Origin of the sequence: Aquariibacter albus (assembly GCF_014145335.1) — a bacterium.
Lineage (GTDB): Bacteria > Pseudomonadota > Gammaproteobacteria > Burkholderiales > Burkholderiaceae_C > Aquariibacter > Aquariibacter albus.
In genome coordinates this window covers 36886-62056 of sequence record NZ_JACIVI010000004.1, presented here as the reverse complement: position 1 = coordinate 62056, position 25171 = coordinate 36886, and the positions used below count along the sequence as shown (strand labels likewise).

The following is a 25171-nucleotide window of genomic DNA, read 5'->3' as shown; positions in this document are numbered from 1 at the left end:
CCCCAGGCCGCCGGGCACGCCCCCTGCGTGCGGGGCCGGGCGGCCCTGGCGGCCGCTTACCATCCGCGCGCTTCCGACCCCGCCCACCATGCCCCTCGATCCCGCCCTGCCCTCCTTCGTGCCCGGCGGCGCCCCGGCCGACCTGACGGTGGCCCTGGTCGCCTACCGCTCGCTGAGCTTCCTGCCGCGCTGCTTCGAGACCCTGCGCGTCGCGAGCGCGGGCCTGCGGGTGCGGGTGGTGGTGGTCGACAACGCCAGCGGCGACGGCTGCCTTGCCTGGCTGGCCGCGCATGCACCCGATGCGGTGGTGATCGCCAACACCCAGAACGTCGGCTTCGGCCGGGCCAACAACCAGGTGCTGCCGCTGCTGGGCGAGGAGCCGCTGCTGCTGCTGAACACCGATGCCTTCGTCGCACCCGACAGCCTGCGCGCCGCGCTGGCTGCGCTGGCGGCCGATCCGGCCCTGGGCCTGCTCGGCGTGCGCCTGGTCGACGAGAACGGCCTGGCCGCGCCGGCGGCGCGCCGCTTCCCGGGCATCGTCTCCAGCTTCCTGCACAAGACCGGCCTGAAGCGCGGCGACCCGCATCACGTCGAGCTCGTCGCCGACCCGGCCACCACGCCCGGCGCGCCGGCCCTGCGCCCCTGCGACTGGGTGGTGGGCTGCTTCTACCTGGTGCGCGGCACGGTGCTGCGGCAGGTCGGCCTCTTCGATCCGCGCTACTTCCTCTACTTCGAGGAAGTCGACCACTGCCTGCGCACCCACCAGGCCGGCTGGGGAATCGCCTGCCTGGCCACCACCACCGTCGTGCACGTGGGCGGCGGCAGCGCAGCGCAGATGCCGGGCTTCGGCCCGCGGGCGCGGCAGGTGTCGGTGCTCCAGGTGGAGAGCGAGCTGCTGTACTGGCGCAAGCATCGCGGCCGCCCCGGCCTGCTGCTGGCCCTGGGCCTGGGCCTGCTGGCCGACACGGTGCTGGCGCTCAAGGCCTGGGCCAAGGCCCGGCTCGGCCGGGGCGCGGCCGGCGATGCCGCCGTGCACGCCCGCAACGCGCGCCAGTGGTGGACGCTGGCCCGCGCGACCGGCTTCGGCACCCGGCCGACGCGCTGAGACGGGGCAGGACACCATGGCCTTCGAGCATCTCCGCGCCGACCTGCGGGCCCACCGGGGCGACTGGGGCGCCCAGGGCTTCTGGGCCCTCGCGGTCTACCGCTTCGGACGCTGGCGCTACACCGTGCGCTCGCCCTGGCTGCGCAAGCCGCTGTCCCTGGTCTACAAGGTCCTGTTCAAGCTGGTGCAGGTGCTGACCGGCATCGAGCTGCCCTGCGAGGCCGAGATCGGCCCCGGCTTCGTCATCGACCACAGCGGTGGCATCGTGATCAGCGGCTACGCGAAGTTCGGCGCGCACTGCCGCATCCGCAACGGCGTGGTGGTCGGCCTGGCCCGGGTGGACGACCCCTGCGCGCCGCTCATCGGCGACCACGTCGACATCGGCACCGGCGCGGTGCTGCTGGGCCGCATCACCGTCGGCGAGCACAGCCTGATCGGCGCCAACGCGGTCGTCGTGAAGGACGTGCCGCCCTGGTCCATCGCGGTGGGCGTGCCGGCCGTGGTGCGGCCGCGCAAGGACCGGCCGCTGTCTGCAGGCACCGACCCGGCCCCCGCAGGCGTCGGTCCGGCCGGCACCGTCGATCCCGAGGCCTGAAGCCGCCGGCTCAGGCCGTCAGGATCCAGCCTTCCAGCGGGTCCACCCCCGCCGGCCAGCCATGGCGGGGCTGCCCCGCCGCCCAGGCGGCCTGCACCAGGCAGAGCACGGCATCGAGCCGGTCGCCGCGGGCATCGGCCACCAGGGCCTCGGCCTGGGCCGGGCTCAGCTTCAGCCGCAGGCCAAGGCGGCTGCGGCCCTGCTCCAGGGCCTCGACCAGATCCTTGCGGGCGATCAGGCGCTCGGGCGTCTGCTTGGCCGGCTCGTCGCTCTTGTAGCTGCGCGCACCGAGCAGCTCGCGCGCCAGCAGGCCGGGATAGGCCTCCAGGGCCAGGCGCTGCGGATCGCGGCCCGGCCCGTCGCAGAGGCCGGGCAGGCTCAGGCCGGCGGCCAGCAGGCGCGGGGCGCCGGCGTGCAGCATCCAGGCGACGGGCGGGTTGACCCACTTCATCGAGGGGCTGGAACCGGCTGGCCGGTCGCAAGCGCGGTGCGCGAACTTGTGGCCGGCGGGACGCGCGTCGCACCAGGCCTTGAAGACCGCGCGGAGGGCCGCGCGCTCCATCGCGGCGTAGTGGGTGATCAGCGCCGCCCAGTCCTGCGGCCAGCCCAGGCTGTCGACCAGCTCGCGCGGCAGGCCGAAGGGCAGGTCGAAGCCGCCCAGCCAGGGACCGGGCCGGGCCAGCAGGGCCTCGAAGTCGTCCAGGGTCGGCAGGGCCTCCAGCCGGTCGAGCCGCAGCACCGCGCCGGCCCGGCGGCCATGGGCGACGGTGATGGGCTTGCGGCGGCTCGGCGCACTGCTGAAGTCGACCCCGAGCAGCGGGCCGTCGAAGCCCGCGCTCATCGGTCGAAGCTCAAGGGCCGCGCCTCGACCCGGCGGCGCACCCTCGGGCTCAGAAGGCGTGCCGCCATTTGGCCGACAGCAGCCAGGTGCGCGGGGCCCCCGGCTCGAAGAAGCGGCTGTTGCCCTCGTTGACGATCACGCTGCCGGCGTACTCGCGGCCGAACAGGTTGTCGACCCGGGCCAGCAGTTCGACGCGGCTGCGGCCAGCCAGCGGAATGATGTGCTGCGCCCGCACGGCCACGGTCGACCAGGCGCCGGCGAAGTCGCTGTTCGCATCGTTGACCGCCACCTTGTCGCGGAACAGGACCTCGGTGGCCAGCTCGGTGCGCTCGCTGGCCAGGGGCCGCCAGGCCAGTTCGGCGAAGGCGCTGCGCGGCGAGGTGCCGGCGATGCGATTGCCGGCCACCACGCTGCCGACGCTGTCGTCGTAGGTGGCATGCAGCCAGGTCAGGGCCAGGGTGCTGCGCAGCGCGCGGCTGATCTGCCAGGCAGCAGCGACCTCGGCCCCGCGGCGGGTGGTGTCGCCGACGTTCTGGAAGACCGAGCGGCCGCCGGTGTTGCTGAGGACACCGATCTCGTTCTCCGTCTTGGCCGAGAAGAGGGCGGCATCCACGCTCAGGCCGGTGCCGGCCGGCCGCCACTTGGCGCCCAGCTCAACCTGGGTGCTTTCCTGGGCCTTGAGCTCGCTGTTGAAGCCGCTGCCGCTGCTGCGATAGGCCAGCTCGTTGAGCGTCGGCGATTCGAAGCCCTGGCCGGCGCTGAGGTAGAGGTTGAGCGTCGGCGTGGCGCGGAACTGCAGGGCCGCCACCGGGTTGGTGTAGCGGTCGCTCGTCGAGCCCGAGTCGTCGCCATTGCCCGGCACGATGTAGCGGTCGCGCGAGCGGAACTTCACCTCGCCGCTGCGCAGGCCGAAGGTGGCCGACCAGCGCGCGCTCAGCTCCAGCTCGCCCTGGGCGTAGACGTCGGTGGTGGTGACCCGGTTGGTCTCGTCGCGGCGCAGCTCGCCCAGCACGCCGAGCTGCTGGGTGGCGCCCGTGCCGATGAAGTTGCGGAAGCCGCGGCGGTCGTCCTCGGCCGACTCGTGCGCGGCGCCGACGACCAGGCTGGCGCGGCGCTCGCCGGCCAGCGTCCAGCGGAAGGCCAGGCGGGCATCGAGGCCGAAGTAGTCGCGCTCGAAGTCGATCACGCCACCGGGGCTGGTGGCCGCCGCCTGGGTGGCCGGCGGAATGGACTGGAACTGCCGCACCTCGCGCGTGCCGGTGTAGGCCGTCACCGCGCTTTCCTGCAGGGGGCCGGCCGCCTCGAAGCGATGGCGCCAGCTCGCGCCGATCTGCGTCTGCTTCACCGTCTTGCGGGTGTTGAAACGGCCCGCCTGGCCCGGCGCGTCCTGCGGCAGGGCGACGGTGGCGGTCTGGTAGGGATCGGCGTCGAAGGCCGCGCGGGTGAGGCCCAGGGGATCGTCGGCCGGCTGGTCGATGTGGTTGAGCTGCACGGCCACCGTGTCCTGCGCGCCAGTCCAGCCGAGGCGGACATTGGCCAGCGTGCGCTCGGCCTGGCTCTGCGGACGGAAGCCATCGGTCTCGAACTTCGACACGCTGGCGCGCAGGTCGAAGCCGCGGCCGGGCGTGTCCGACAGCGGCGTCTGCAGGGTCGCGCGGACCTGGCGCGTGCCATCGTCACCGACATCGCCGTCGAGCTGCAGGTAGCGCTCGCGCACCGGCGCGCTGAACAGCGAGATCACGCCGCCCGAGCTGTTGCCGTAGAGCGCGCTGAAGGGGCCGCGCAGCACCTCGATGCGCTGGGCGCCGGCGAGGTCGAAATGCGAGACCTGGCCCGAGCCGTCCGGCATCGAGGCCGGGATGCCGTCGGTGTACAGGCGGATGCCGCGCACCCCGAAGCTGGAGCGCGCGCCGAAGCCGCGCGAGTTGATCTGGAGGTCCTGCGCGTAGTTGCTGCGGTTGGCCACCGTCAGGCCGGGCACCCGGGCCAGGGTCTCGGACAGGTTGACGAGCAGGCCGCCCTTGGCCAGGGTGTCCGCATCGACGATGTCCACCGAATAGGGCGTGTCGAAGGCGCGCTGCTCGAAGCCCCGGCCGCTGATGACCACCGGGGCCAGGTCGGCCGCGGGGGCGGCGGTCTGCGCCTGGACGCTCGCCGCGAACAGGGTGACGGCCAGCGCGACGGGCTGGCGGACGAAGGCAAGGGGGGCAGGCATCGGGAGGTCTCCGGGTCGGTCGCGGGGCCCGGGCTTCGGGAGGAAGCGGGCCGGCGGGCGGCGGCACTCTAGAGGCTCGCGGCGTGAGCCGCCTCCAGAAAATCTGCAATCGTGCGGGGGAGATGCACCCATGCGACGCGGGACGTGCGTGCTTGCCTGACTTGCCCCACGCCGGGCCTTGCAGGGCCCGGCGCTTCGTCAGGCGCGAACGGCGGCGCAGGCCGCCGTCCGTGTCCTGCCTTGCCCCACGCCGGACCTTGCAGGGCCCGGCGCTTCGTCAGGCGCGAACGGCGGCGCAGGCCGCCGTCCGTGTCCTGCCTTGCCCCACGCCGGACCTTGCAGGGCCCGGCGCTTCGTCAGGCACGAACGGCGGCGCAGGCCGCCGTTCGTGTCCTGACTTGCCCCACGCCGGGCCTTGCAGGGCCCGGCGCTTCGTCAGGCACGAACGGCGGCGCAGGCCGCCGTCCGTGTCCTGACTCAGCCCGCGCGGCCGATGATGGAGGCGGTGGCGATCAGCTCTTCGAGCAGCGCCATCGAGACCTTGCCCGAGACGCTGTAGGGATCGAGCTGGGGCTTCTCGCTGTACTTCAGCAGGATCGAGGGGTTGATCTTCGCGAGGTTGACCTGGCCCATGGTCCAGCCCGCGAAGCGACGCTCGCTGACTTCCTCGTAGTGCAGCAGCACGACGTCACGGTGCCGCGGGTCGCGCACGATGGCCGCGTAGAGCGCATTGACGGTGTCGCGTCCGCCCTCGATGACCTGCATGAAGATGTCGCCTCCCCAGCACAGGATGCCGGTGATGCCCAGCGCGGGGTTGTGCTGTCGCGAGGCGGCCAGCACGGCATCGATCAGGGCGGGGCTCACCGCCTCGGTGGCGCGGCTGGCGTAGAGCAGACGGACCAGCATGGCCTCAGCCCTTCTTGTTGTTGACCAGCGCCAGGAATTCGCGGCGCAGGTTCGGGTCCTTGAGGAAGCTGCCGCGCATCACGCTGTTGATCATCTTGGAATCCATGTCCTTCACGCCGCGCCACTGCATGCAGAAGTGGTCGGCCTCCATCACGATGGCCAGGCCGTCCGGGCTGATCTTGTCCTGCAGCAGGTCGGCGACCTGGGTGACGGCCTCCTCCTGGATCTGCGGGCGGCTCATGATCCATTCGGCCAGGCGGGCGTACTTGCTCAGGCCGATCAGGTCGGAATGCTCGTTGGGCATCACCCCGATCCAGACCCGGCCCATGATCGGGCAGAAGTGGTGCGAGCAGGCACTGCGCACGGTGATCGGGCCGACGATCATCAGCTCGTTCAGGTGCTCGACGTTCGGAAACTCGGTGACCGCCGGCTGCGGCACGTAGCGGCCGCGGAAGACCTCGTGCAGGTACATCTTGGCGACGCGGCGCGCGGTGTCCTGGGTGTTGTGGTCGTTCTCGGTGTCGATGACCAGGCTCTCCAGCACGCCCCTCATCTTGCCGGCGATCTCGTCGAGCAGGCCTTCGAGCTCGCCCGGTTCGATGAAGCCGGCGATGTTGTCGTTGGCGTGGAAGCGCTGGCGCGAGGCCTTGATGCGCTCGCGGATGCGCTGCGAGACGGGCACGCCGTCCTCGTCATCGGTCGCGGCGGCGGCGGGCAGGTCGGACATCAAGGGATGCGGTGCGTTCATCGGAGGGCCCTCGTCGGGTGCGCCAGCGGCGGCTGCAGGGCGGGGCTGGGGCGGCAGCTCACGGCGCTCGCCCTGGAAAAGCGAGCCGCGTTGTACCACGCAGGCCCTCAGCCCTTGCCGGGCACGGGCATCGTGGGGGCAGGCAGCAGCGCCCGGAGTTGCGCGAGGGTGTCGGCCTCGGCCAGCGGCTTGTCCTCGCGCAGCCGCAGCATGCGCGGGAAGCGCACGGCCAGGCCGCTGCGGTGGCGGGGGCTGGGTGCCAGGCCCTCGAAACCGAGCTCGACCACCAGGGTCGGGACGACGCTGCGGACCGGCCCGAAGGATTCGACGGTGTGGCGGCGGATCTCGCGGTCGACGCGCAGGATCTCGGCATCGCTCAGGCCCGAATAGGCCTTGGCGAAGGGCAGCAACTGCAGGGGCTCGGGCTCGCCCGGGGCCGGGGGCGTGCGCGACGGCGGCGGGCGGCGCGCGGCGATGGCCGCGCAGACGGCCGCGACCTCCTCGGCATCGCGCGGGGCGCGGTTCCACACCGCGAAGCCGTAGTCGGTGTAGAGGCTGGCGCGGCGGCCGTGGCCGCGCTGCGCATGGACCAGCACCGCATCGACCCGGTAGGGCTCGAGCTTCCACTTCCACCAGCCGCCCTGGCCCTCGCCCGGCTTGCGGCGGCCGACGCCATAGGGCGTGGCGAGGTGCTTGAGCATCAGGCCCTCGAAGCCGCGGGCACGGGCTTCAGCGCGCTGGCGGGCCAGCGCCGGCCAGTCCGCCGCCGAGAGCTGCGGCGAGATCGGAAAGGCCCCGGCCGCCGGCCCGCCCGGGCCGAGCAGGGCCTGCAGCCGCGCTCGGCGCTGGCCCTGCGGCTCGGGGCGGCGGTCCACCCCGTCGGACTCCAGCAGGTCGTAGGCCCAGAAGACGACCGGCGCCTCGGCCAGCAGCTTGCGGGGCAGGGTCTTGCGGTTGAGCCGCGTCTGCAGGGTCGCGAAGCGGGCCGGGGCGGCCTCGGGTGCGCCCGGCCAGACGAGCAGCTCGCCATCGAGCACGGTACCCGGCGGCAGCGCGCGGGCGGCGGCCAAGACCTCGGGGAAGCGCTCGCTGACCAGTTCTTCGCCGCGCGACCAGAGCCAGACCGTCGGCCCGCCGGCCTCGCTCGCCGGCCGGCAGACCAGCTGGGCGCGGATGCCGTCGGCCTTCCATTCCGCCACCCAGTCGTGGCAGGGCCCGAGGCGCTCGGCCAGGGTCTCGGGCTCGACGGGCCCGCCGGCCTCCAGCGGATGGGCGAGGAAGAAGGGATAGGGCTGGCCACCGGCGGGGGCGCCGGCCTCGGGCGGGGCGACCAGGGCCAGGTAGCGCGCGGCGTCGATGCGCGCCCCGGCCTCGGTGTAGCCCATCATGCGCTGGGCCACCAGGGTGTCGGGCAGACCAGCACAGGCCGCCAGCGCACGCACCACCAGCTGCCGGCCGACGCCGACGCGGAAGCCGCCGCCGATGAGCTTGACCAGCAGGAAGCGGCCCTCGGCCGGCAGGCGGTCGAAGGCCTGCGCCAGCGCGGCATCCTGCTGTTCGGGCGGTGCGCCGCGCAGCGGCAGCAGGCGCTGCTCGACCCAGTCGGCCAGGGAGGCCTCGTCCTGCCGGGACGGCGGCGGCAGCAGATGGGCCAGGGTCTCGGCCAGGTCCCCGACGGCCTGGTAGCTGGCCTCGACCAGCCAGTCCGGCAGGCCGCTGAGCCGGCCGGCAAGCGCGCGCAGGCGTGCCGTGGGCACCGTCTGGCGTGGCTTGCCGCCGGCCAGGAAGTAGGCCGCCCAGGCCGCGTCGCGCGGCGCGGCGGTGGCGAAATAGGCCTGCAGCGCGGCCAGCTTGGCGCCGGTGGCGGTCTGCTGGTCGAGCTGGGCGTACAGCCTGCTGAAATCCTGCATCGGCGGCGCCCGCCTCAGGCTTGCCTAGACTGCGGGCGCCCGATGCCCCGAGCCCTCTGCCGACCATGTCCCGCGCCCTGCCCCCCCGCCCTGCCCGCCGCCCCTTGATGCGCCACCTGCTGGGCCTGGGGCTGCTGCTGGGCAGCGGCAGCGGAGCACGTCGGGCGCTGGCCGCGCCGCCCCCGCCGCGCGAACGCAGTGCCGTGCAGATGGCCGATGCCTGGATGCGCAGCACGCCCGAGGGTGCGGTGGCCTGCCTGCAGCTGGTGGGCCTGGGCCCGCGCGACGACCGCCTGCTGGAGCTGCAGTGCGACTGGGCCGGCCGGGTCGAGCTGCGCGGTCCCGGCCTGCTCGAGGGCTTGCCGGGCCTCTGGCCGCTCGACACCGGCCTGCCGCTGCCGGCCGGCGAGGTGCTGACGATGCGGCCCGACGGCGTGCACATCGCGCTGTTCGAGCTGGACCGCCCGCTGCGGCCGCATGAGCAGCGGCCGATGCGCCTGGTCTTCGAACGGGCTGGTCAGCACCGCATCGCCTTTCAGGTGGACGAATCCCGCAGGGGCACGCGGCCGCCGGTGATGCCCCCGGCCGTCGAGCCCCTGCCGGTCGAACCGCCCGCCTGAGCCGACGCGGGCCCGAGCGCAGCCGCCGGGACCGGCGCGACGGCCTCGGCCGGCGGGTCGGTGGCCAGTGGCGCATCGGCCGCGGCCTCGTCGCCGTACTCGGTCTGGAAGGCTCCGGCGTCCAGGCCCTGCTCCTGCAGCCAGCGCACCATGACCGCGGCATCGCCGTGGGTCACGATCACGCGCTCGGCCCCGGTCGCGCCGATGGCGCGCAGCAGGCCGGGCCAGTCGGCGTGGTCGCTCAGCACGAAGCCGCGGTCCAGGCCGCGGCGGCGGCGGGCGCCCCGCAGCAGCATCCAGCCGCTCGCGAAGGCCTCGCTGCCGCCCGCGAAGCGCCGCGCCCAGACGCTGCCCAGCACGGCCGGCGGCGCCAGCACCAGGGCGCGGCGCGTGGCGGCGGCGTCCTTGAACTCGCTGACCAGGCGGGTCGTCGGCAGGGCGATGCCGGCCGCACGGTAGACGCGGTTGAGCGCCTCCACCGCCGGGTGGACCAGGATGGGGCCCAGGCTCGCATCCACCCCGGCCAGCAGGCGCTGCGCCTTGCCGAAGCTGTAGGCCAGCAGCAGGCTGGGCCGGTCGGCCGCGGCGTTGGCGGCCCACCAGGCGTTGATCTCGGCAAAGACCTCGCGCTGCGGCCGCCAGCGGTAGATGGGCAGGCCGAAGGTGGACTCGGTGATGAAGCAGTCGCAGCGCAGCGGCTCGAAGGGCGTGCAGGTCGGGTCGGGGGCGTCTTCGGGCGCGAACTTGTAGTCGCCCGAAGCCACCCAGACCCGGCCGGCATGTTCCAGCCGCAGCTGGGCCGAGCCCAGCACATGGCCGGCCGGATGCAGGCTCAGGCGCACGCCGCGGTGCTCGACGACCTCGCCCCAGTCCAGGGTCTGGAGCGTGATCTCGCCCAGGCGCACGCGCAGCACGCCCTCGCCCTCGGCCGCGGCCAGGTAGTGCGCATGGCCGGGGCGCGCATGGTCGGCGTGGCCATGGGTGATGACGGCCCGGTCGACCGGGCGCCAGGGGTCGATGTAGAAATCGCCCGGCGGACAGTACAGGCCCTCGGGCCGGGCGACGACCAGGTCCGCCGACATGCTCAGCGCGCTGCCGCGCCGGCCAGCCGGGGCTGCAGGCGCAGCGCGCGCGGCGGCAGCAGATGCCAGCCGATGCCCCAGCGCCGGAGCAGGCGGTCGGCCAGCAGATGCAGCGTGGGATCGTTGAGCCGCAGGCCACGCGACAGCAGGATGCGCACGCCACTGCCGGTCAGCACATGCATCAGGTAGATCACCATCGAAGCCTGGCCAAGCGCAGCCAGGCCGAGACGCAGGCCAAGGGCCTGGGCCTGCTGGCACAGGGCCACCAGCGCGGCGATCGACAGCGCCGCCAGGCCCAGGCCGATGGCGCCCTGCTGGTAGTAGCGCCAGCCCAGCACACCGTGGACGTACTGCTGGGCCGCCAGTGCTGCCAGCAGCAGACCGATGGCGAGCCCGGCGCCGCGGCGGGAGGGCCTGGCGGCCGGGAGCTGCCCGTAGAGCACGCCGGCACTGAAGAAGCCGCCGAAGGCGATCAGGTGGTTGACGGCGATCACCCCGGTCGGCTCGACCCCGAGGCGCAGGGCCAGGGCCCCGAGCAGCACCGCCGCGAGATAGGCCGGCCGGCGCGACACCGTGTAGACCAGCAGGCCGGCCACCGACAGGGTGAACAGCGCATAGAGGAACCAGAAGTGCGCTCGCGGCACGGTGGCCAGCCGCAGCACCTCGGCCCACTGCGCGCCCCCGTTGGCATAGCCCGAGAGCTTCACCTCCACCGCGCCCTGGATCAGCCACCAGATCAGATAGGGATAGACCAGGGTGTCGATCCGTCCGGCCAGGAAGCCCAGCGGCTTCTGGCGTCCCAGGCTGTCGAGGAAGAACAGCCCCGCCAGAAAGAAGAACAGGGGCATGTGGAAGCTGTAGATCCAGCTGTCCACCAGCTGCGGCCAGCCCTCGGCCGGCAGGATGCCGGCCTTCACCAGGCCACGCGCCACGTGGCCGTAGACCACGAGAAGGATGCCCACGCCCTTGGCGATGTCCGGCCAGGTCTGTCGTTCGGTCAAAGTCATTGCTCCCTTGTCGGCTCCCTGCGGGAGCCATGGCGTGCCGCGGCGGGCACGGTGGCCTGGCCCTCAGGATCCCGGCGCGTCCGGCAGCCGGCTGCCGTGCAGATAGCCTTCGCGGCCGTCGGCGGTCCGCACCTTCCACCAGCTGCCGCTGCGCCCGAGCAGCGTGACGCGCTGGCCGCTGTCGACCCGGCCGATCACCGGGGTCTGCGTGCCGGGCCCCTCGCGCAGATTGCTGTGCCCGTCGGGATCGCGGACCTCGACGCTCAGGCGGATCGCGGTCAGCGGCTGCGCACGCTCTTCGAGCAGCGCGGCAGGGCGGGGGGCGCTGGCGAGCGGAAGCCGTGCCACGCCGACCGGAACCGGCGCGACGGGCGGCGGCGCCGTCGGCGCGGGCGCAGCCGGCGGCTGGGCGACCGGGGCGGCCGGGGGCGGGGTCGGCGTCGGCGTCGGCGTCGGATCCGCGGGGCCCGCCCTCAGCACGGTGAGCAGTCCGGCAACGGCCGTCACCAGGCCGGCCAGCGCGGTCAGGATGCCGGGCAGGCTGCTCCACCAGGCGGCCGGAGCGGCGGCATCGGGGGAAGACGCTTTCGGGGGGCTCATGGTCGGGCGATGCGGGGCGGGAAGGAATGGCTCGGCATGCTAGTCGCAGGGCGAGCGGGCATCCAGCGCGAGCCGGCTCAGGAGCGGTCGGGGCCGCCCGCCATCCACAGATAGGCTCGGGTCAGCCAGGCGATCAGGCGGCGGCGCAGGGCCCAGCGCCAGCGGGGCCGCGCGGACAGCTCGTCCCGATGCACCTCGCGTGCCGCGGCGAAATCCTGCGCGAGTCCGGCACGAAGCGCGGCAACGCAGTCCGGGTCGCGCACGACCACATTGGCCTCCAGATTGAGCAGGAGCGACAGCGGGTCGATGTTCGAACTGCCGAGCGTGGCCCAGTCCCCGTCGACCCGCGCGACCTTGGCATGCAGGAAGGCCGGGGTGTATTCGTAGATCTGCAAGCCGCCCTCGAGCAGTTCCTCGTAGAGCACGCGTGCCGCCCACGCGGCCACTGGCAGGTCGACCTTGCCCTGCAGCAGCAGGCGCACCCGCACGCCACGCGCAGCCGCCGCAAGCAGGGCCTGGAGGAAGGCCCGGCCCGGATAGAAATAGGGGCAGACGATGTCGATGCTGTCGCGCGCCCGTCCGAGGGCTTCGAGATAGGCCCGCTCGATCGCGCGGCGCTGCCGCAGGTTGTCGCGCAGCACGAAGCCTGCCCGCCCGGGGGCCGGCTCGGCCGCCGGGCGCCGCAGGCCGCGACGCGGGGGGTGCAGCCGCTGCCAGATCGCGCGCATCTGCGCGACCGGCCGGGGGTGGCGCACGAGGGCACGCAGCTCGTCGCGCCAGTCATGGCCCAGCCAGGCGCGATGCCAGACGGCGCTCAGCGTCTGCGCGATCGGCCCGACCGCGGGGCCGCGCAGACGCAGGGCGTAGTCGAGCCGGGGGCTGTCGGTCCAGCCATGGTGCTGGTCCAGGTGGTCATCGATCAGGTTGATGCCGCCGCACCAGGCCACGGCGCCATCGACCACGGCCAGCTTGTGGTGCAGGCGGCGGAGCTGACGGGGTTGCAGCCAGTGCCACCAGCCGGTCAGCGGCCGGAAGACGGCCAGATCCACCCCTGCGGGCTCCAGCACGGCCCGCAGGCCGGGCAGCGCACGGCGCGAGCCGAAGCCGTCGACCACCACCCGCACGCGCAGCCCGCGGCGGGCCGCCGCGGCCAGCGCCGCCGCCACCCGCGCCGCGGACGGATCCCCCGCCGGATCCTCGAAGATGTAGCTGGCCACCCAGACCTCGGCCACGGCATGGTCGATCGCGGCGACAAGGTCCTCGAAATAGGCCGCGCCGCCCCGCAGCAGCAGCAGCTCGTGGCCGTCGGCCTCCTGCGGCCGGCGCTGCAGGTACCAGCGGCGGTCACGCAGCCAGCGGGCTGCCGCCGAGACCGACCGGTCGGGCCGCGGAGGCTGCGCAGCGTCCATCGCAGCCGGCCTCAGCCGCCCGGGGCCGGGGCCTCGAAATCGGCCACCAGCGGCAGGTGATCCGACATCCGCGCCCAGGCCAGGCCGCGCGGCACATGCAGGGCCCGGCAGCGCAGGCCCCGCGCGTAGAAGCGGTCGAGCGCGAAGATCGGTGCGATCGAGGGGAAGGTCGCGCGTCGTGCGCCGTCGGGCGCGCGCGCGCGCTGCAGGCCGGCGGCGGCAAAGACCGGGTCGAGTTTCTCGCCCCAGTCGTTGAAATCGCCGGCCACGAGCAGCGGGCCCTGCGGCGCCGTTTCGGCCAGGTGGGCGATCAGGCGCTCGGCCTGGCGACGCCGGCCGGCGTGGTGCAGGCCGAAATGCACGACCACCACCGTCAGCAGGTGCCCCCCTGGCAGCTGCACCGGCAGCTGCAGCAGGCCGCGCTGCTCGAAGCGGTGGTCCGACAGGTCGCGGTGCAGGGGCTCGCCCATCGGCAGTCGGCTGAGCAGGGCATTGCCGTGCTCGCCATGCCGGGTGCGGGCATTGCTGCGGTAGGCCGCAACATGGCCGGCCGGGGCGAGGAAGTCGGCCTGCTCCTGCGCGGGCCAGCCGAAGCGGCTGTGGTCGAAGCGGCGGGCCTCGCGGTGGTTGTGGCGGCGGACTTCCTGCAAGGCGATCAGGTCCGCATCGAAGGCGGCGACGGCCGCGCCGAGGTTGTGGATCTCCAGCCGCTTGGCCGGCCCCAGGCCGCGCACGCCCTTGTGGATGTTGTACGTCGCGATCCGCAGCAGGCGCCCGCCCTCGGGCCGGCGCATGGCCGGCGGCAGCAGGCTGGAGGCCAGCGGCGGCAGGCTCATGCCGGCGGGCCGGCGGCCAGGCGGGGCAGCTGCAGCACGGCCTCGGCATTGCTGGGCGAGAAGCAGCGGTCGGCCGCCTCGCGCCAGGGCAGCCAGGCGTGGGCGGTGTGCTCCCGCGGACTCAGCGTCACCGGCGTGCCGGCCGGCACGCACAGGCCGAAGACATGCTCGGTGTTGTGCGTCACGCCCGGTGCATAGCGGTGGCGCCAGCGCGGGTAGATCTCGTAGACATTGGACAGGCCCCAGTCACGCAGCGCACCCGGCGGAATGCCGGGCGCGCCCAGCTGGATGCCGGTCTCCTCGGCCACCTCGCGCACGCAGGTCTCGACCAGGGACTCGTCGGGCCGGTCCTTGGACCCGGTCACGCTCTGCCAGAAGCCCGGCGCATCGGCCCGCTCGATCAGCAACACCTCCAGCGCGGGGGTGTGGATGATGACGAGAACCGACTCGGGGATCTTGGGCGGGCGGGGCGTGTTCGTCATGCCGAGGAGCTTAGGGCCTGCAGCCCGTCCACCGGGCGATCAGGCCTTGCAAGGCTCCAGGACGCCGGCACCTCAGGCCGTGGCTGCCGGATTGCGCAGGCGGATGTGCAGCTCGCGCAGCTGCTTCTCGTCGACCAGGCTGGGGGCGCCGGTCAGCAGGCACTGGGCGCGCTGGGTCTTGGGGAAGGCGATGACGTCGCGGATGGATTCGGCCTTGGTCATCAGCGTGACCAGGCGGTCCAGGCCGAAGGCCAGACCGCCGTGCGGAGGAGCGCCGTACTGCAGCGCATCCAGCAGGAAGCCGAACTTGATGCGCTGGTCCTCGGCGCCGATCTTGAGCGCATCGAAGACCTTGGCCTGCACGTCGGCGCGGTGGATCCGCACCGAACCGCCGCCCAGCTCCCAGCCATTGAGCACCATGTCGTAGGCCTTGGCCACGCACTTGCCCGGGTCGCTGACCATGAAGTCCTCGTGGCCGTCCTTGGGCGCGGTGAAGGGGTGGTGCACGGCGTTCCAGCGGTCGTCCTCGTCGTCGTGCTCGAACATCGGGAAGTCGACCACCCACAGCGGGGCCCAGCGGTCCTCGAAGAGGCCGGCCTTCTTGCCGAACTCGCTGTGGCCGACCTTCAGGCGCAGGGCGCCGATGGCGTCGTTGACCACCTTGGCCTTGTCGGCACCGAAGAAGAGCAGGTCACCGTTCTGCGCGCCGCTGCGGGCCAGGATCTGTTCGATCGCGCGGTCGTGCAGGTTCTTGACGATGGGACTCTGCAGGCCCTCGCGGCCCTTGGCCAGGTCATTGACCTTGATCCAGGCCAGGCCCTTGGCGCCGTAGATCTTGACGAACTCGGTGTAGCCGTCGATCTCGCCGCGCGACATCTCGCCGCCCCCCGGCACGCGCAGCGCGACGACGCGGCCGCCCGGCGTGGTGGCCGGGCCGCTGAAGACCTTGAAGTCCACGTCGGCCATGACTTCGGTCAGCTCGGTGAACTCAAGCTTCACGCGCAGGTCGGGCTTGTCGCTGCCGAAGCGGTGCATCGCCTCGCTGTAGGGCATGACGGGGTAGTCGCCCAGCTCCACGTCCATGGCCTTGCGGAAGACGTGGCGGATCATGCCCTCGAACATCGCGCGGATCTCGACCTCGGTCAGGAAGGAGGTCTCGATGTCGATCTGCGTGAACTCGGGCTGGCGATCGGCGCGCAGGTCCTCGTCGCGGAAGCACTTGGTGATCTGGTAGTAGCGGTCGAAGCCCGCGACCATCAGCAGCTGCTTGAAGAGCTGGGGCGACTGCGGCAGCGCGAAGAACTGGCCGTCGTGCACGCGGCTGGGCACCAGGTAGTCGCGCGCGCCCTCGGGCGTGCTCTTGGTGAGCATGGGCGTCTCGATGTCGACGAAGCCGTGCTCGTCGAGGTACTTGCGCACCTCCATCGCCACGCGGTAGCGCAGCATCAGGTTCTTCTGCATCTGCGGGCGGCGCAGGTCCAGCACGCGATGCGTCAGGCGCACCGTCTCGCTGAGGTTCTCGTCGTCGAGCTGGAAGGGCGGCGTGACGCTGGGGTTGAGCACCTCCAGCTCATGGCAGAGCACCTCGATCTTGCCGCTGACCAGGTTGGCGTTCTCGGTGCCGGCCGGCCGGGCGCGGACCTTGCCGACGACTTTGAGACAGAACTCGTTGCGCACGCCTTCGGCGGTGGCGAACTGCTCGGCGCGGTCCGGGTCGCAGACGATCTGGACCAGGCCTTCGCGGTCGCGCAGGTCGATGAAGATCACGCCGCCATGGTCGCGGCGGCGGTGGGCCCAGCCCATCAGGGTGACGGTCTGGCCGAGCAGCGCGTCGCTGACGAGGCCGCAGTAGGTGGTGCGCATGCGGGATGTCTCCGGAAAATGCGGGCCGCTCGGGCGGCGCGTCGAAAAGGGGGCAGGCCGGCCGGCTCAGGCCGCCGGCGGCAGGGCAGCCGAGGCCGCGACTTCGGGGGGCGCGACGACGCCCATCGAGATGATGTGCTTGAGCGCCGCGTCCACGTCCATGGCCAGGGGCTTGACCTCGGAGCGCGGCACGATCAGGTAGAAGCCGGAGGTCGGGTTGGGCGTGGTCGGCACATAGAGGCTGACATGCGGCTCGGCGGGCAGGTGGCAGACGAGCTCGCCGGCCGGCTGGCCGGTCACGAAGGCGATGGTCCAGGCCCCGCGGCGCGGGTACTCGACCAGCACCGCTTCGCGGAAGGCATTCCCGCTGCTGGAGAACAGCGTGTCCGAGACCTGCTTGACCGAGCTGTAGACCGACTTGACGATCGGGATGTGGCCGAGCAGCCGATCCCACTGCCGCAGCGACCACTGGCCGATGTAGTTGGTCACGGCCACGCCGGTCAGCAGCAGCACGGCCAGCATGGCCAGCAGGCCGACGCCCGGTACCGCATCAAGCTGCCGAAGCACCGCGACCGCCCCCTCGGGCAGCACCCGCGAGGCGGCGTTGACGAAACCGCCGAACACGCCGTCGACCAGGCCCAGGGCCCAGACGAGCACCGCGACGGTGATCGCCAGCGGAAGCCAGACCAGCAGGCCGGCGATGAGGTACTTTTTCATGCGTGCGATCGGGGCCGGGTCACGGCAGCGGGACAGGGGATCCGCCGGACCGGCCGGACGCGGCTCAATGACAGGCGCAGGAACCGCCGCAGGCCGTGGACGGGCCGGACGCTGCGCCGCTGCCCTCGCCACCCGTGGCGGCTGCGGGCGCAGGGGCCGGCGCGGCGGCTGCCGTGCCGGCCGCGGCCGCTGCGGGCGGGGTCGCGGCGGGCGCGGCGGTGGCCGTGGCCCCGCCGCCATTGCGGAAATCGGTCACGTACCAGCCCGAGCCCTTGAGCTGGAAGCCGGCGGCGGTGACCTGCTTGCGGTAGGCCTCGGCCCCGCAGGCGGGGCAGGTGCTCAGCAGGGGGTCGGAGATCTTCTGCAGCACGTCCTGCGCGTGGCCGCAGGCTTCGCAGCGGTAGGCGTAGATCGGCATGGGGGGGGTCCTTGCGCGTGAATCGTGGACGGCAGGGACGCTTGGATTCACCCCTGCCTGGGCAATGCAACCCACAAGTATAGGAGCCGGGCTCCGGCCCTGCCGCGCAGCGGCCGGGCCTCCCACGACAGGCTCAGACCACGTCGTGGGGCTTCTCGTGCTTGTCGCGCACCCCTTGCGGCAGCAGCGAGCCCAGCACCATGCCGAGCACGCCCGCGCCCAGGCCCGCCAGCTGGGCCGGGAAGTGCTCGCCAAGGTCGCCGACGAAGGTGAACACCGCCCACAGGCCGATGCCCAGCACGATGGACAGCAGCGCGCCCTGCGTGGTCGCGCGCTTCCAGTACAGACCGGCCACCAGGGGCACGAAGGCGCCGGCCAGGGTGATCTGGTAGGCGCTGGCCACCATGTCGTAGATCGGCGTGCCCTCGACGAAGACCGCATAGGCGAAGACCAGCGCGGTGAAACCGACCACGGTGACGCGCAGGGTGCGCAGCAGGGTCGCGTCGTCCATGCCCGGCCGCAGATGGCGCAGCACGTTCTCGACAAAGATGGTCGAGGGGGCCAGCAGCGTCGCCGAGGCGGTCGACATGATGGCCGACAGCAGCGCGCCGAAGAAGAAGACCTGGGCCACCAGCGGCATGTGCTGCAGGATCAGCGTCGGCAGGATCTTCTGCGGATCGTCGGCCAGCAGCGCGGTCGCTTCCTCGGGCATGACCAGCAGGGCGCTCGTCACGATGAACATCGGCACCAGGCCGACCAGCAGGTAGAGCAGGCCGCCGAGCACGGGGCCGCGCGCGGCCGTGTCGGCATCCTTGGCGGCCATCACGCGCTGGAAGACGTCCTGCTGCGGGATGGAGCCGAACATCAGCGTGACGGCCGCGCCGACGAAGAACAGCCAGTCGTGCGCGCTCGGCTCGGGCAGGAAGCGGAAGAGATCGCGCTCGGTGGCGACGGCGAGCACCCGGTCGGTGCCGCCAGCCAGATCGGCGGCCATCACGGCGATGGCCACCAGGCCCAGGACGATGACGATCATCTGCACCAGGTCGGTCATGGCCACCGACCACATGCCGCCGAACAGGGTGTAGACCAGCACGACGCCGGTGCCGATGGCCATGCCGGCCAGCACCGGGATGGCGCCGTCGCTGAGCAGGTTGAAGACCAGACCCAGGGCAGTGATCTGCGCGGCCACCCAGCCCAGGTAGCTCAGCAGGATCATCAGCGAGCACAGGCCTTCGACGGCCGGGCCGAAGCGCTGGCGGTAGTAGTCGCCGATGGTCAGCAGGGTCTTCTTGTAGAGCTTGCGCGCGAAGAACAGGCCCACCAGGATCAGGCAGAAGGAGGAGCCGACCGGGTCCTCGATCACCGCGTTGAAGCCGCCCTCCACGAACTTGGCGCTGACGCCCAGCACCAGCTCCGAGCCGAACCAGGTGGCGAAGGTGGTGGCCACCACCACGTAGAGCGGCAGGCTGCGACCGGCCAGGGCGAAGTCCTTGGCGCTGTGCACGCGACGCGCAGCCAGCAGGCCCACGACGACGGTCAGAAGGAGATAGAGCGCGATGGCGCCGATCAGCATCGTGTTCATGGCGGCAGGGGGTCGGCTGCGGACGGTGCGGCGGATCCCCAGGGAGCCGGACAGGCCTCCGGGGGGCGCCGAATTATGGGCGCAAGGTCCGTGCCGACCGGGCTCCGGCCGCGGCGGGCGGCCCCGGGCTCAGAGCGGCGGGCTCAGGAGGCGCTGCAGGATCAGGGTGGCCAGCCCGCCCAGACCGAAGCCCAGCAGGGTGTAGACGGCGGCCTGCAGCAGGCGGTGGCTGCGCCGCTGCTCGCGCAGCAGCAGGGCCATCTGCTGGCGCTGCTCGGCCAGCTCGCGGGCCTGCTGGGTCTGGGCGGCCAGGGCCTCGTGCACCAGGCGGGGCAGCTCGGGCAGCATGCGGGCGTAGCGCGGGGCCTCGTCCTTGAGGCGCTCCAGCAGGCCGCGCCAGCCGACCTGCTCGTTCATCCAGCGTTCGAGGAAGGGCTTGGCGGTGCTCCACAGGTCCAGGTCCGGGTCGAGCTGGCGGCCCAGGCCCTCGATGTTCAGCAGGGTCTTCTGCAGCAGCACGAGCTGCGGCTGGATCTCGACATTGAAGCGGCGCGAGGTCTGGAACAGGCGCATCAGCACCAGGCCGAGCGAGATCTCCTTGAGCGGCCGGTCGAAATAGGGTTCGCAGACGGCGCGGATCGCGCCCTCCAGCTCGTCGATGCGGGTGGCCGCCGGCACCCAGCCGCTCTCCACGTGCAGCTCGGCCACACGCTTGTAGTCGCGGCGGAAGAAGGCGATGAAGTTCTGCGCGAGGTAGTCCTTGTCGGTCTCGGTGAGCGTGCCGATGATCCCGAAGTCCAGCGCGATGTAGCGGCCGAAGGTGGCCGGCGCCAGGCTGACCTGGATGTTGCCGGGGTGCATGTCGGCATGGAAGAAGCCGTCGCGGAAGACCTGGGTGAAAAAGATGGTCACGCCGTCGCGGGCGAGCTTCTTGAAATCGACCCCGGCCGCGCGCAGACGCTCGACCTGGCTGATCGGCACACCGTGCATGCGCTGCATGACCAGCACCGTCGGCGTGCACAGGTCCCAGTGCATCTCGGGCACCAGCACCAGGTTCAGGCCCTCCATGTTGCGACGCAGCTGGGCGGCGCAGGATGCCTCGCGGACCAGGTCCAGCTCGTCGTGCAGGTACTTGTCGAATTCGGCGACGACCTCGCGCGGCTTCAGGCGCCGGCCGTCCGCGCTGAGGCGCTCGATCCAGCGGGCCGCGCTGCGCAGCAGCGCCAGGTCGGAATCGATGACCTCCAGGATGCCCGGCCGCAGCACCTTGACCGCAAGCTCGCGGCCGTCGTGCAGCCGGGCGAAATGCACCTGGGCGATCGAGGCGCTGGCCACCGGCTCGCGCTCGAAGTGCGCGAAGACCTGTTCGACCGGCCGGCCGTAGGCGGCTTCGACCAGGGCACGGGCCTGCTCGCTGGGAATGGGCGGCACACGGTCCTGCAGACGCGCCAGCTCGTCGGCCACGTCCGGCGGCAGCAGGTCGCGGCGGGTGGACAGCACCTGGCCGAACTTGACGAAGATCGGCCCGAGTCGCTCCAGGGCCTGGCGCAGGCGCTCGCCGCGCGGCGCATCGAAACGCCGGCCCAGCCGCACGAGGCGACCCAGCAGACGCAGGCCCGGATGCGGCAGGCTGCCGAGGACGAGCTGGTCCAGCCCGAAGCGGAGGGCGGTCAGCGCGATGAACGCGAGCCGCAGCGCATGCCTCATCGGCCGGCAGCGCCCGGCCAGACCGCCTGCAGGCGGGCCGCGAAGGCGTGCAGGCCCGCCGCGAGGGCGCGGCCGGCGTCGCTCAGCCGCGGCCCGAGCAGCGGACCGACCAGGCGCTCGACATCGGCCTCGACATCCCAGCGGAGCGTGTCGATCAGCCAGGCCGCGTCGGCGGCCAGCTGTGCATCGCCCTCGATGTCGACCGGCGGCCGGCGCCCGGCGAGCATCTGCGGCAGGGCCTGCGGCAAGGGCAGCAGGCGCACGGTGAGACGCAGGTCGGCCGGCTGATCCCCGGGCAGCTCGGCCTCCAGGGCACCGGCTGGCGTGATGCGCCAGCGGGTGACGGGCAGACGCAGGCCCGGCAGGGCCTCCCCGTCGGCGCGGCACTCGACCACGCGTCCGCCATGCGGCCGGAGCCGCTCCAGCGCGGCGGGCTCACCGAAAAGCAGGTGGTTGATCAGCAGGGTCAGCCGCTCGTGGACGGGGGTCCACCAGCGGTCCGGCGCGAGGGCGTCTTGGAGGGCCTGAAACATGCATGGATTGTAGGAGGCGCACCACGGCGGGGATTGCCTGGAGGGCTGGCGGCTGGGCTTTGCCACAATGCGCATGCTTTTCGCGGCGTGATTGGGCTGCTTTGGATTTCCTATGCCCGCAGGAAACGCTGCGCAGGCCACGCACTTGAGGCCCGACCGAACGACCGATGTACGAACAGCGCGACCACAAGCGAACCTTCTACAGCGCACCGCAATCCGTGCGATCGCTGGTCGCGGCGTTCCTGGAGCCAGCCATCATCGTTGGCACCTTCCTCGTCGTTACGCACGCTCATGACGAACCTGTTCTGCGCGCGACGCTGACGCTGTGCCTGCTGGTTTTTGCCCTGACCTTCCCCGGTCGCGACCGCTTCCTTGACCGCCCGCTGAGCTCGGCGGTGGAAATCCTAAGCTCCTGGATCAGCCTGCTCGCCATCCTGGGGTTGTGCGGGTATGCGACCAACAGCTTTCATTTTTTCGAACTCCACGTGCTGGCGTGGTGGGCCACGCTGACACCGATGGTGCTGTGGCTGGCGGTGCTGATCGGGCGCCGCATCATTCGCAAGCGGGCCAAGCGCCCGTGGAACCGGCGCAGCGTGGTGATCGTCGGGGCGGGCCCGCTGGGCGTGAAGGTCGCCCGGGCGCTGATGGCCCAGGTCGAAGGCCATCTCCATCTGTCGGGCTACTTCGACGACCGGGAAGGCGACCGCCTCGACCCGGAGGCCGCGCCCCAGCGCCTGGGTCGCTTCGACGAGGTGGCGGACTACATCCGCGCCTATGGGGTGCACGAGGTCTACATCACCCTGCCGATGGGTTCGCAGCCACGCATCCAGCAGCTGCTGGCCTCGCTGCAGGGCACCACCGCCTCGCTGTTCTACGTGCCCGACATCTTCGGTATCAGCATCATCCAAGGGCGGCTGCAGGACCTGAATGGCGTGCCGGTGGTCGGCATCCTGGAGACGCCGTTCACCGGGACGAACAAGCTGATCAAGCGGGTCACGGACGTCGTGCTGGCCAGCATCATCCTGGTGCTGATCGCGCCGATCCTGATCGTGCTGGCCATCGGCGTGAAGCTGAGCTCCCCGGGGCCTGTCATCTTCCGCCAGCGCCGCAACGGCCTCGATAGCGAGGAGATCATCGTCTACAAGTTCCGCTCGATGCGGACCATGGACAACGGTGCCGTGGTCAAGCAGGCCACCAAGGGCGACCCGCGCATCACGCCTTTCGGGGCTTTCCTGCGCCGCACCTCGCTCGATGAGCTGCCGCAGTTCATCAATGTGCTGCAGGGCCGCATGAGCATCGTCGGCCCCCGGCCGCACGCGGTCGCCCACAACGAGCAATACCGTCGCCTGATCCGCGCGTACATGGTCCGGCACAAGGTCAAACCGGGCATCACCGGCTGGGCCCAGGTGAATGGCCTGCGCGGAGAAACCGAAACGCTGGAGAAGATGCAGGCCCGGGTCGAGTACGACCTGGAATATCTCCGCAACTGGTCCCTGAGCCTCGATCTGCAAATCATTGCACGTACGATCAAGTTGCTGGTCTTTGATCGTCATGCTTACTGAACGCCATCGCGGCATGGCGCTTGCAAAACTCGCAAGGAGAATCGGATGAAAATCACCATCGACAGCTTCCGGCACGCCATGCTGCCCACGACCCTGGCCCTGGCCGTCATGGCGGCTTGGCAGACACCCGCTGTCGCGCAGAGCGAGAGCAGCGGCTCCCCGGAAACTGCCGCGGCATCAGGCACCCCGGTCATGCTGCCCAGTGGGCTGTTTGAGCCGACACGAGGCCTTTATGCCCGGCTGGGTCAGTCAGTACGCTTCGAAGACAACATCTTCCGCCGCGGTAGCGGCCAAGAGTCGGATGTGATCGGCACCACCAGCGCCACCTTGGGTACGCGCCTGTTTCTCAGCCGCCAAGTGCTGAACATCGAAGGGACGGTACTTCGGAACGTTTACCAGGACAATGACCAGCTCGACAACACTGGCTACCGCCTTAACGGTCGGCTGGCCTGGGAAGTCGGTAACAACTTGGCAGGTTCCGTGCAGGCCGGTGTCAGCCGTGATCAAGTGCCGTTGGACAGCTTGATCGATCTACCTGGCGGCGGCGGCGTGGTGCGCAACGTGAAGAATCAAGCCAAGACCCGATACCTGAGCTTCGACGGACGATACGGCTTGTTCTCGATGTGGAGCCTTGAGGCCTTTGGTGACCTGACCGACGTTGACTACACCGACACCTCGACTGCTTTACGTGCGCGTCAGAACAGGACGTTGGGCCTTGGCGTACTGCACAAACCGAGCCCCGACTTCAACGTCGGCCTGCGCATCAGCCAGACACAAGGCGAGTACACGAACGACGACTTCGACCGCTCCGACATCACGGTCCAGATGAGCTACGCACCGGGCGACCGATTGCGGCTCAAGGGCTCGTTGTCTTACGCCGATGAAAAACATGACCAGATCGGCGGCCGTGATTATTCCGGCCTGACCGGCTCGGTCAGCGCTTCGTATGCGCTCACCTCCAAGATCACGCTCAACGCCGGCTTCACCCGTCAGACCGGGACAGGTGAAACCGCAAGCCAGCGCATCGTGAATTCGGCGCCGGCTGGCAGCCCACCCGTGTTGACGCCGGAATTGAGCTTCCTGACCGATGCACGGCTGTCCAACATCCTGAACGTCGGGGCTTCATGGGCTGCGACGTCCAAGATCGCCGTGAGGACCAGTGCCACGGTATCCCGCGACAACGTCGATCGCTCCTTGATTGCTCTCCCGGGTTCCAGCAGCAGCACCACCACCAGCACGCGTTTTAACCTGGGGGCCTCCTGGGCCGTGCATCGCATCGTGGGCCTCAGCTGTGACTACAGCTACATCCGTCGCGATGCGATCGCCTCGGTCAGCAGTTACTCCGCCAACGTCGTGGGCTGCAGCGCTTCGGTGGCGCTCGAATGAGCGCACGCGGCGCACGGGTCCTGCTGACGGGAGCCACCGGCTACATCGGCTCGCACACTTGGCTGGCGCTGCTGGCCGCCGGGCATGAGGTCGTCGGACTCGACAACTTCTCCAACAGCTCGCCGAGGGTGCTGGAGCGCATCGCCGAGCTGTCGGGCCGCAGTCCCGTCTTCGAGCGAGCCGACGTGACCGACCGTGCATCCGTGGAGGCCGTGCTGGACCGCCATCCGGTCGATGCGGTCGTCCACTTCGCCGCGCTCAAGGCGGTCGGCGAGTCGGTGCAGAAGCCCTTCGACTACGCACGGGTCAACCTGGGCGGGCTGTGGACGGTCTGCGAGGCCCTGCTCGCACGCGGCATCCACCGCTTCGTGTTCAGTTCCTCGGCCACCGTCTATGCCGGCGAGGAACCGCCGCCCTGGCGCGAGACGGTGCGGCTCGGGGCCACCCACCCCTACGGCCTGACCAAGCTGCACGGCGAGCAGTGGCTGACCGCGCTGAGCCAGCGCGAGCCGGCCTGGCAGCTGGCCTGCCTGCGCTACTTCAACCCGGTCGGCGCGCACCCCAGCGGCCGGCTCGGCGAGGACCCGCGCGGCGTGCCGAACAACCTGATGCCCTTCATCGCCCAGGTGGCGATCGGCCGGCGCGAGTCGCTGCAGATCTTCGGCAAGGACTATCCGACGCCCGACGGCACCTGCATGCGCGACTACCTGCATGTGGAAGACCTGGCCGAGGGCCATGTCGCTGCGCTGGACCGCCTGCTGGGCCAGCCCGGCGGCCTGACGGTCAATCTCGGCACCGGCCAGGGCCACAGCGTGCTGGAGGTGCTGCGCGCCTACGAGCGCGCATGCGGTCATCCGATCGCGCATCACTTCGGCCCGCGCCGGGCCGGCGACCTGCCGGCCTACTGGGCCGATCCGCAGCGTGCCCGCGAACTGCTCGGCTGGGAGGCCAAGCGCGGGCTCGACGCGATGTGCGCCGACAGCTGGGCCTGGCAGACCCGCGAGCCCAACGGCCTGGGCTGAGGGCCGGCGCAGCGCCGCGGACGCG

23 protein-coding genes are annotated in these 25171 nt (G+C 71.6%); 6 read left to right on the top strand and 17 right to left on the bottom strand.

Features of this window, described 5'->3' with window-relative positions; all coding sequences use genetic code 11:
• The first annotated feature begins 88 nt into the window (after positions 1 to 88).
• A complete protein-coding gene (locus H4F90_RS11355) occupies positions 89 to 1105 on the top strand; it encodes a glycosyltransferase (protein ID WP_182664652.1) in 1017 nt (338 codons plus the stop codon).
• A gap of 16 nt (positions 1106 to 1121) precedes the next feature.
• A complete protein-coding gene (locus tag H4F90_RS15795) occupies positions 1122 to 1700 on the top strand; it encodes a serine O-acetyltransferase (protein WP_182664650.1) in 579 nt (192 codons plus the stop codon).
• 10 nt (positions 1701 to 1710) lie between these two features.
• Here the strand turns inward: H4F90_RS15795 and H4F90_RS11345 are convergent, their stop codons facing one another.
• From H4F90_RS11345 to H4F90_RS11325, 5 genes are all read right to left on the bottom strand, one after another.
• Positions 1711 to 2541, bottom strand: coding sequence for a DUF429 domain-containing protein (locus H4F90_RS11345; protein WP_182664648.1), 831 nt, complete (start codon positions 2539 to 2541; stop codon positions 1711 to 1713).
• A gap of 49 nt (positions 2542 to 2590) precedes the next feature.
• Positions 2591 to 4756: a TonB-dependent receptor family protein gene (locus H4F90_RS11340; RefSeq protein ID WP_182664646.1), complete on the bottom strand. Its 2166-nt coding sequence runs from the start codon at positions 4754 to 4756 to the stop codon at positions 2591 to 2593.
• Positions 4757 to 5233: 477 nt separating this feature from the next.
• Positions 5234 to 5662, bottom strand: a complete 429-nt coding sequence (locus H4F90_RS11335; protein ID WP_182664644.1) for a BLUF domain-containing protein — start codon at positions 5660 to 5662, stop codon at positions 5234 to 5236.
• 4 nt (positions 5663 to 5666) lie between these two features.
• On the bottom strand, positions 5667 to 6389 hold the full coding sequence (gene folE, locus H4F90_RS11330; protein WP_235972172.1) for a GTP cyclohydrolase I: 723 nt from the start codon (positions 6387 to 6389) through the stop codon (positions 5667 to 5669).
• A gap of 128 nt (positions 6390 to 6517) precedes the next feature.
• Complete coding sequence (locus H4F90_RS11325; protein ID WP_182664640.1) at positions 6518 to 8320, bottom strand: cisplatin damage response ATP-dependent DNA ligase; 1803 nt, start codon at positions 8318 to 8320, stop codon at positions 6518 to 6520.
• A 65-nt stretch (positions 8321 to 8385) separates the two neighbouring features.
• On the opposite strand from H4F90_RS11325, the gene H4F90_RS11320 reads away from it, so the two are divergent.
• Positions 8386 to 8940 (top strand): copper chaperone PCu(A)C, encoded by a 555-nt coding sequence (locus H4F90_RS11320; protein ID WP_182664638.1) that lies wholly within the window; start codon positions 8386 to 8388, stop codon positions 8938 to 8940.
• Here the strand turns inward: H4F90_RS11320 and H4F90_RS11315 are convergent.
• The 12 genes from H4F90_RS11315 to H4F90_RS11260 all read right to left on the bottom strand — a co-directional run bounded on the left by H4F90_RS11315 (position 8856) and on the right by H4F90_RS11260 (position 21176).
• The gene (locus H4F90_RS11315; RefSeq protein ID WP_182664637.1) at positions 8856 to 10022 is read right to left on the bottom strand and encodes a ligase-associated DNA damage response exonuclease; all 1167 of its coding nucleotides are present in this window, start codon (positions 10020 to 10022) and stop codon (positions 8856 to 8858) included. The two genes, H4F90_RS11320 and H4F90_RS11315, sit on opposite strands and share 85 nt — an antisense overlap.
• 2 nt (positions 10023 to 10024) lie before the next feature.
• Entirely contained in the window at positions 10025 to 11029 is a 1005-nt protein-coding gene (locus tag H4F90_RS11310) for an acyltransferase family protein (protein WP_182664635.1), read from the bottom strand.
• A gap of 63 nt (positions 11030 to 11092) precedes the next feature.
• Positions 11093 to 11629, bottom strand: a complete 537-nt coding sequence (locus tag H4F90_RS11305) for an SH3 domain-containing protein (RefSeq protein WP_182664633.1) — start codon at positions 11627 to 11629, stop codon at positions 11093 to 11095.
• Positions 11630 to 11706: 77 nt separating this feature from the next.
• Positions 11707 to 13038 (bottom strand): cardiolipin synthase ClsB, encoded by a 1332-nt coding sequence (clsB, locus tag H4F90_RS11300; RefSeq protein ID WP_182664631.1) that lies wholly within the window; start codon positions 13036 to 13038, stop codon positions 11707 to 11709.
• A gap of 11 nt (positions 13039 to 13049) precedes the next feature.
• Entirely contained in the window at positions 13050 to 13874 is an 825-nt protein-coding gene (locus H4F90_RS11295; protein ID WP_182664629.1) for an endonuclease/exonuclease/phosphatase family protein, read from the bottom strand.
• Positions 13871 to 14356 carry a dihydroneopterin triphosphate diphosphatase gene (gene nudB / locus H4F90_RS11290; protein WP_182664627.1) on the bottom strand — a complete coding sequence of 162 codons (486 nt, stop codon included), beginning with the start codon at positions 14354 to 14356 and terminating at the stop codon, positions 13871 to 13873. The genes H4F90_RS11295 and nudB overlap by 4 nt, the downstream gene beginning before the upstream one ends.
• 72 nt (positions 14357 to 14428) lie before the next feature.
• The gene (gene aspS, locus H4F90_RS11285; protein WP_182664625.1) at positions 14429 to 16219 is read right to left on the bottom strand and encodes an aspartate--tRNA ligase; all 1791 of its coding nucleotides are present in this window, start codon (positions 16217 to 16219) and stop codon (positions 14429 to 14431) included.
• 66 nt (positions 16220 to 16285) lie between these two features.
• The gene (locus H4F90_RS11280) at positions 16286 to 16936 is read right to left on the bottom strand and encodes a DUF502 domain-containing protein (RefSeq protein ID WP_182664623.1); all 651 of its coding nucleotides are present in this window, start codon (positions 16934 to 16936) and stop codon (positions 16286 to 16288) included.
• A 64-nt stretch (positions 16937 to 17000) separates the two neighbouring features.
• Positions 17001 to 17354 carry an FmdB family zinc ribbon protein gene (locus tag H4F90_RS11275; protein WP_182664621.1) on the bottom strand — a complete coding sequence of 118 codons (354 nt, stop codon included), beginning with the start codon at positions 17352 to 17354 and terminating at the stop codon, positions 17001 to 17003.
• 133 nt (positions 17355 to 17487) lie between these two features.
• Positions 17488 to 18927, bottom strand: coding sequence for a sodium:solute symporter family protein (locus H4F90_RS11270; protein ID WP_182664990.1), 1440 nt, complete (start codon positions 18925 to 18927; stop codon positions 17488 to 17490).
• A 138-nt stretch (positions 18928 to 19065) separates the two neighbouring features.
• The gene (gene ubiB / locus H4F90_RS11265) at positions 19066 to 20643 is read right to left on the bottom strand and encodes a ubiquinone biosynthesis regulatory protein kinase UbiB (RefSeq protein ID WP_182664619.1); all 1578 of its coding nucleotides are present in this window, start codon (positions 20641 to 20643) and stop codon (positions 19066 to 19068) included.
• Complete coding sequence (locus H4F90_RS11260; protein WP_182664617.1) at positions 20640 to 21176, bottom strand: hypothetical protein; 537 nt, start codon at positions 21174 to 21176, stop codon at positions 20640 to 20642. The genes ubiB and H4F90_RS11260 overlap by 4 nt, the downstream gene beginning before the upstream one ends.
• 167 nt (positions 21177 to 21343) lie before the next feature.
• Here H4F90_RS11260 and H4F90_RS11255 point away from each other — a divergent pair, with 167 nt between their 5' ends.
• The 3 genes from H4F90_RS11255 to galE are packed head-to-tail and all read left to right on the top strand — an operon-like array spanning position 21344 to position 25146.
• Positions 21344 to 22738 (top strand): undecaprenyl-phosphate glucose phosphotransferase, encoded by a 1395-nt coding sequence (locus tag H4F90_RS11255; RefSeq protein WP_182664615.1) that lies wholly within the window; start codon positions 21344 to 21346, stop codon positions 22736 to 22738.
• A 45-nt stretch (positions 22739 to 22783) separates the two neighbouring features.
• Entirely contained in the window at positions 22784 to 24124 is a 1341-nt protein-coding gene (locus H4F90_RS11250) for an outer membrane beta-barrel protein (RefSeq protein WP_182664613.1), read from the top strand.
• Positions 24121 to 25146 (top strand): UDP-glucose 4-epimerase GalE, encoded by a 1026-nt coding sequence (gene galE, locus H4F90_RS11245; RefSeq protein ID WP_182664611.1) that lies wholly within the window; start codon positions 24121 to 24123, stop codon positions 25144 to 25146. The genes H4F90_RS11250 and galE overlap by 4 nt, the downstream gene beginning before the upstream one ends.
• The last annotated feature ends 25 nt before the right edge of the window (positions 25147 to 25171 follow it).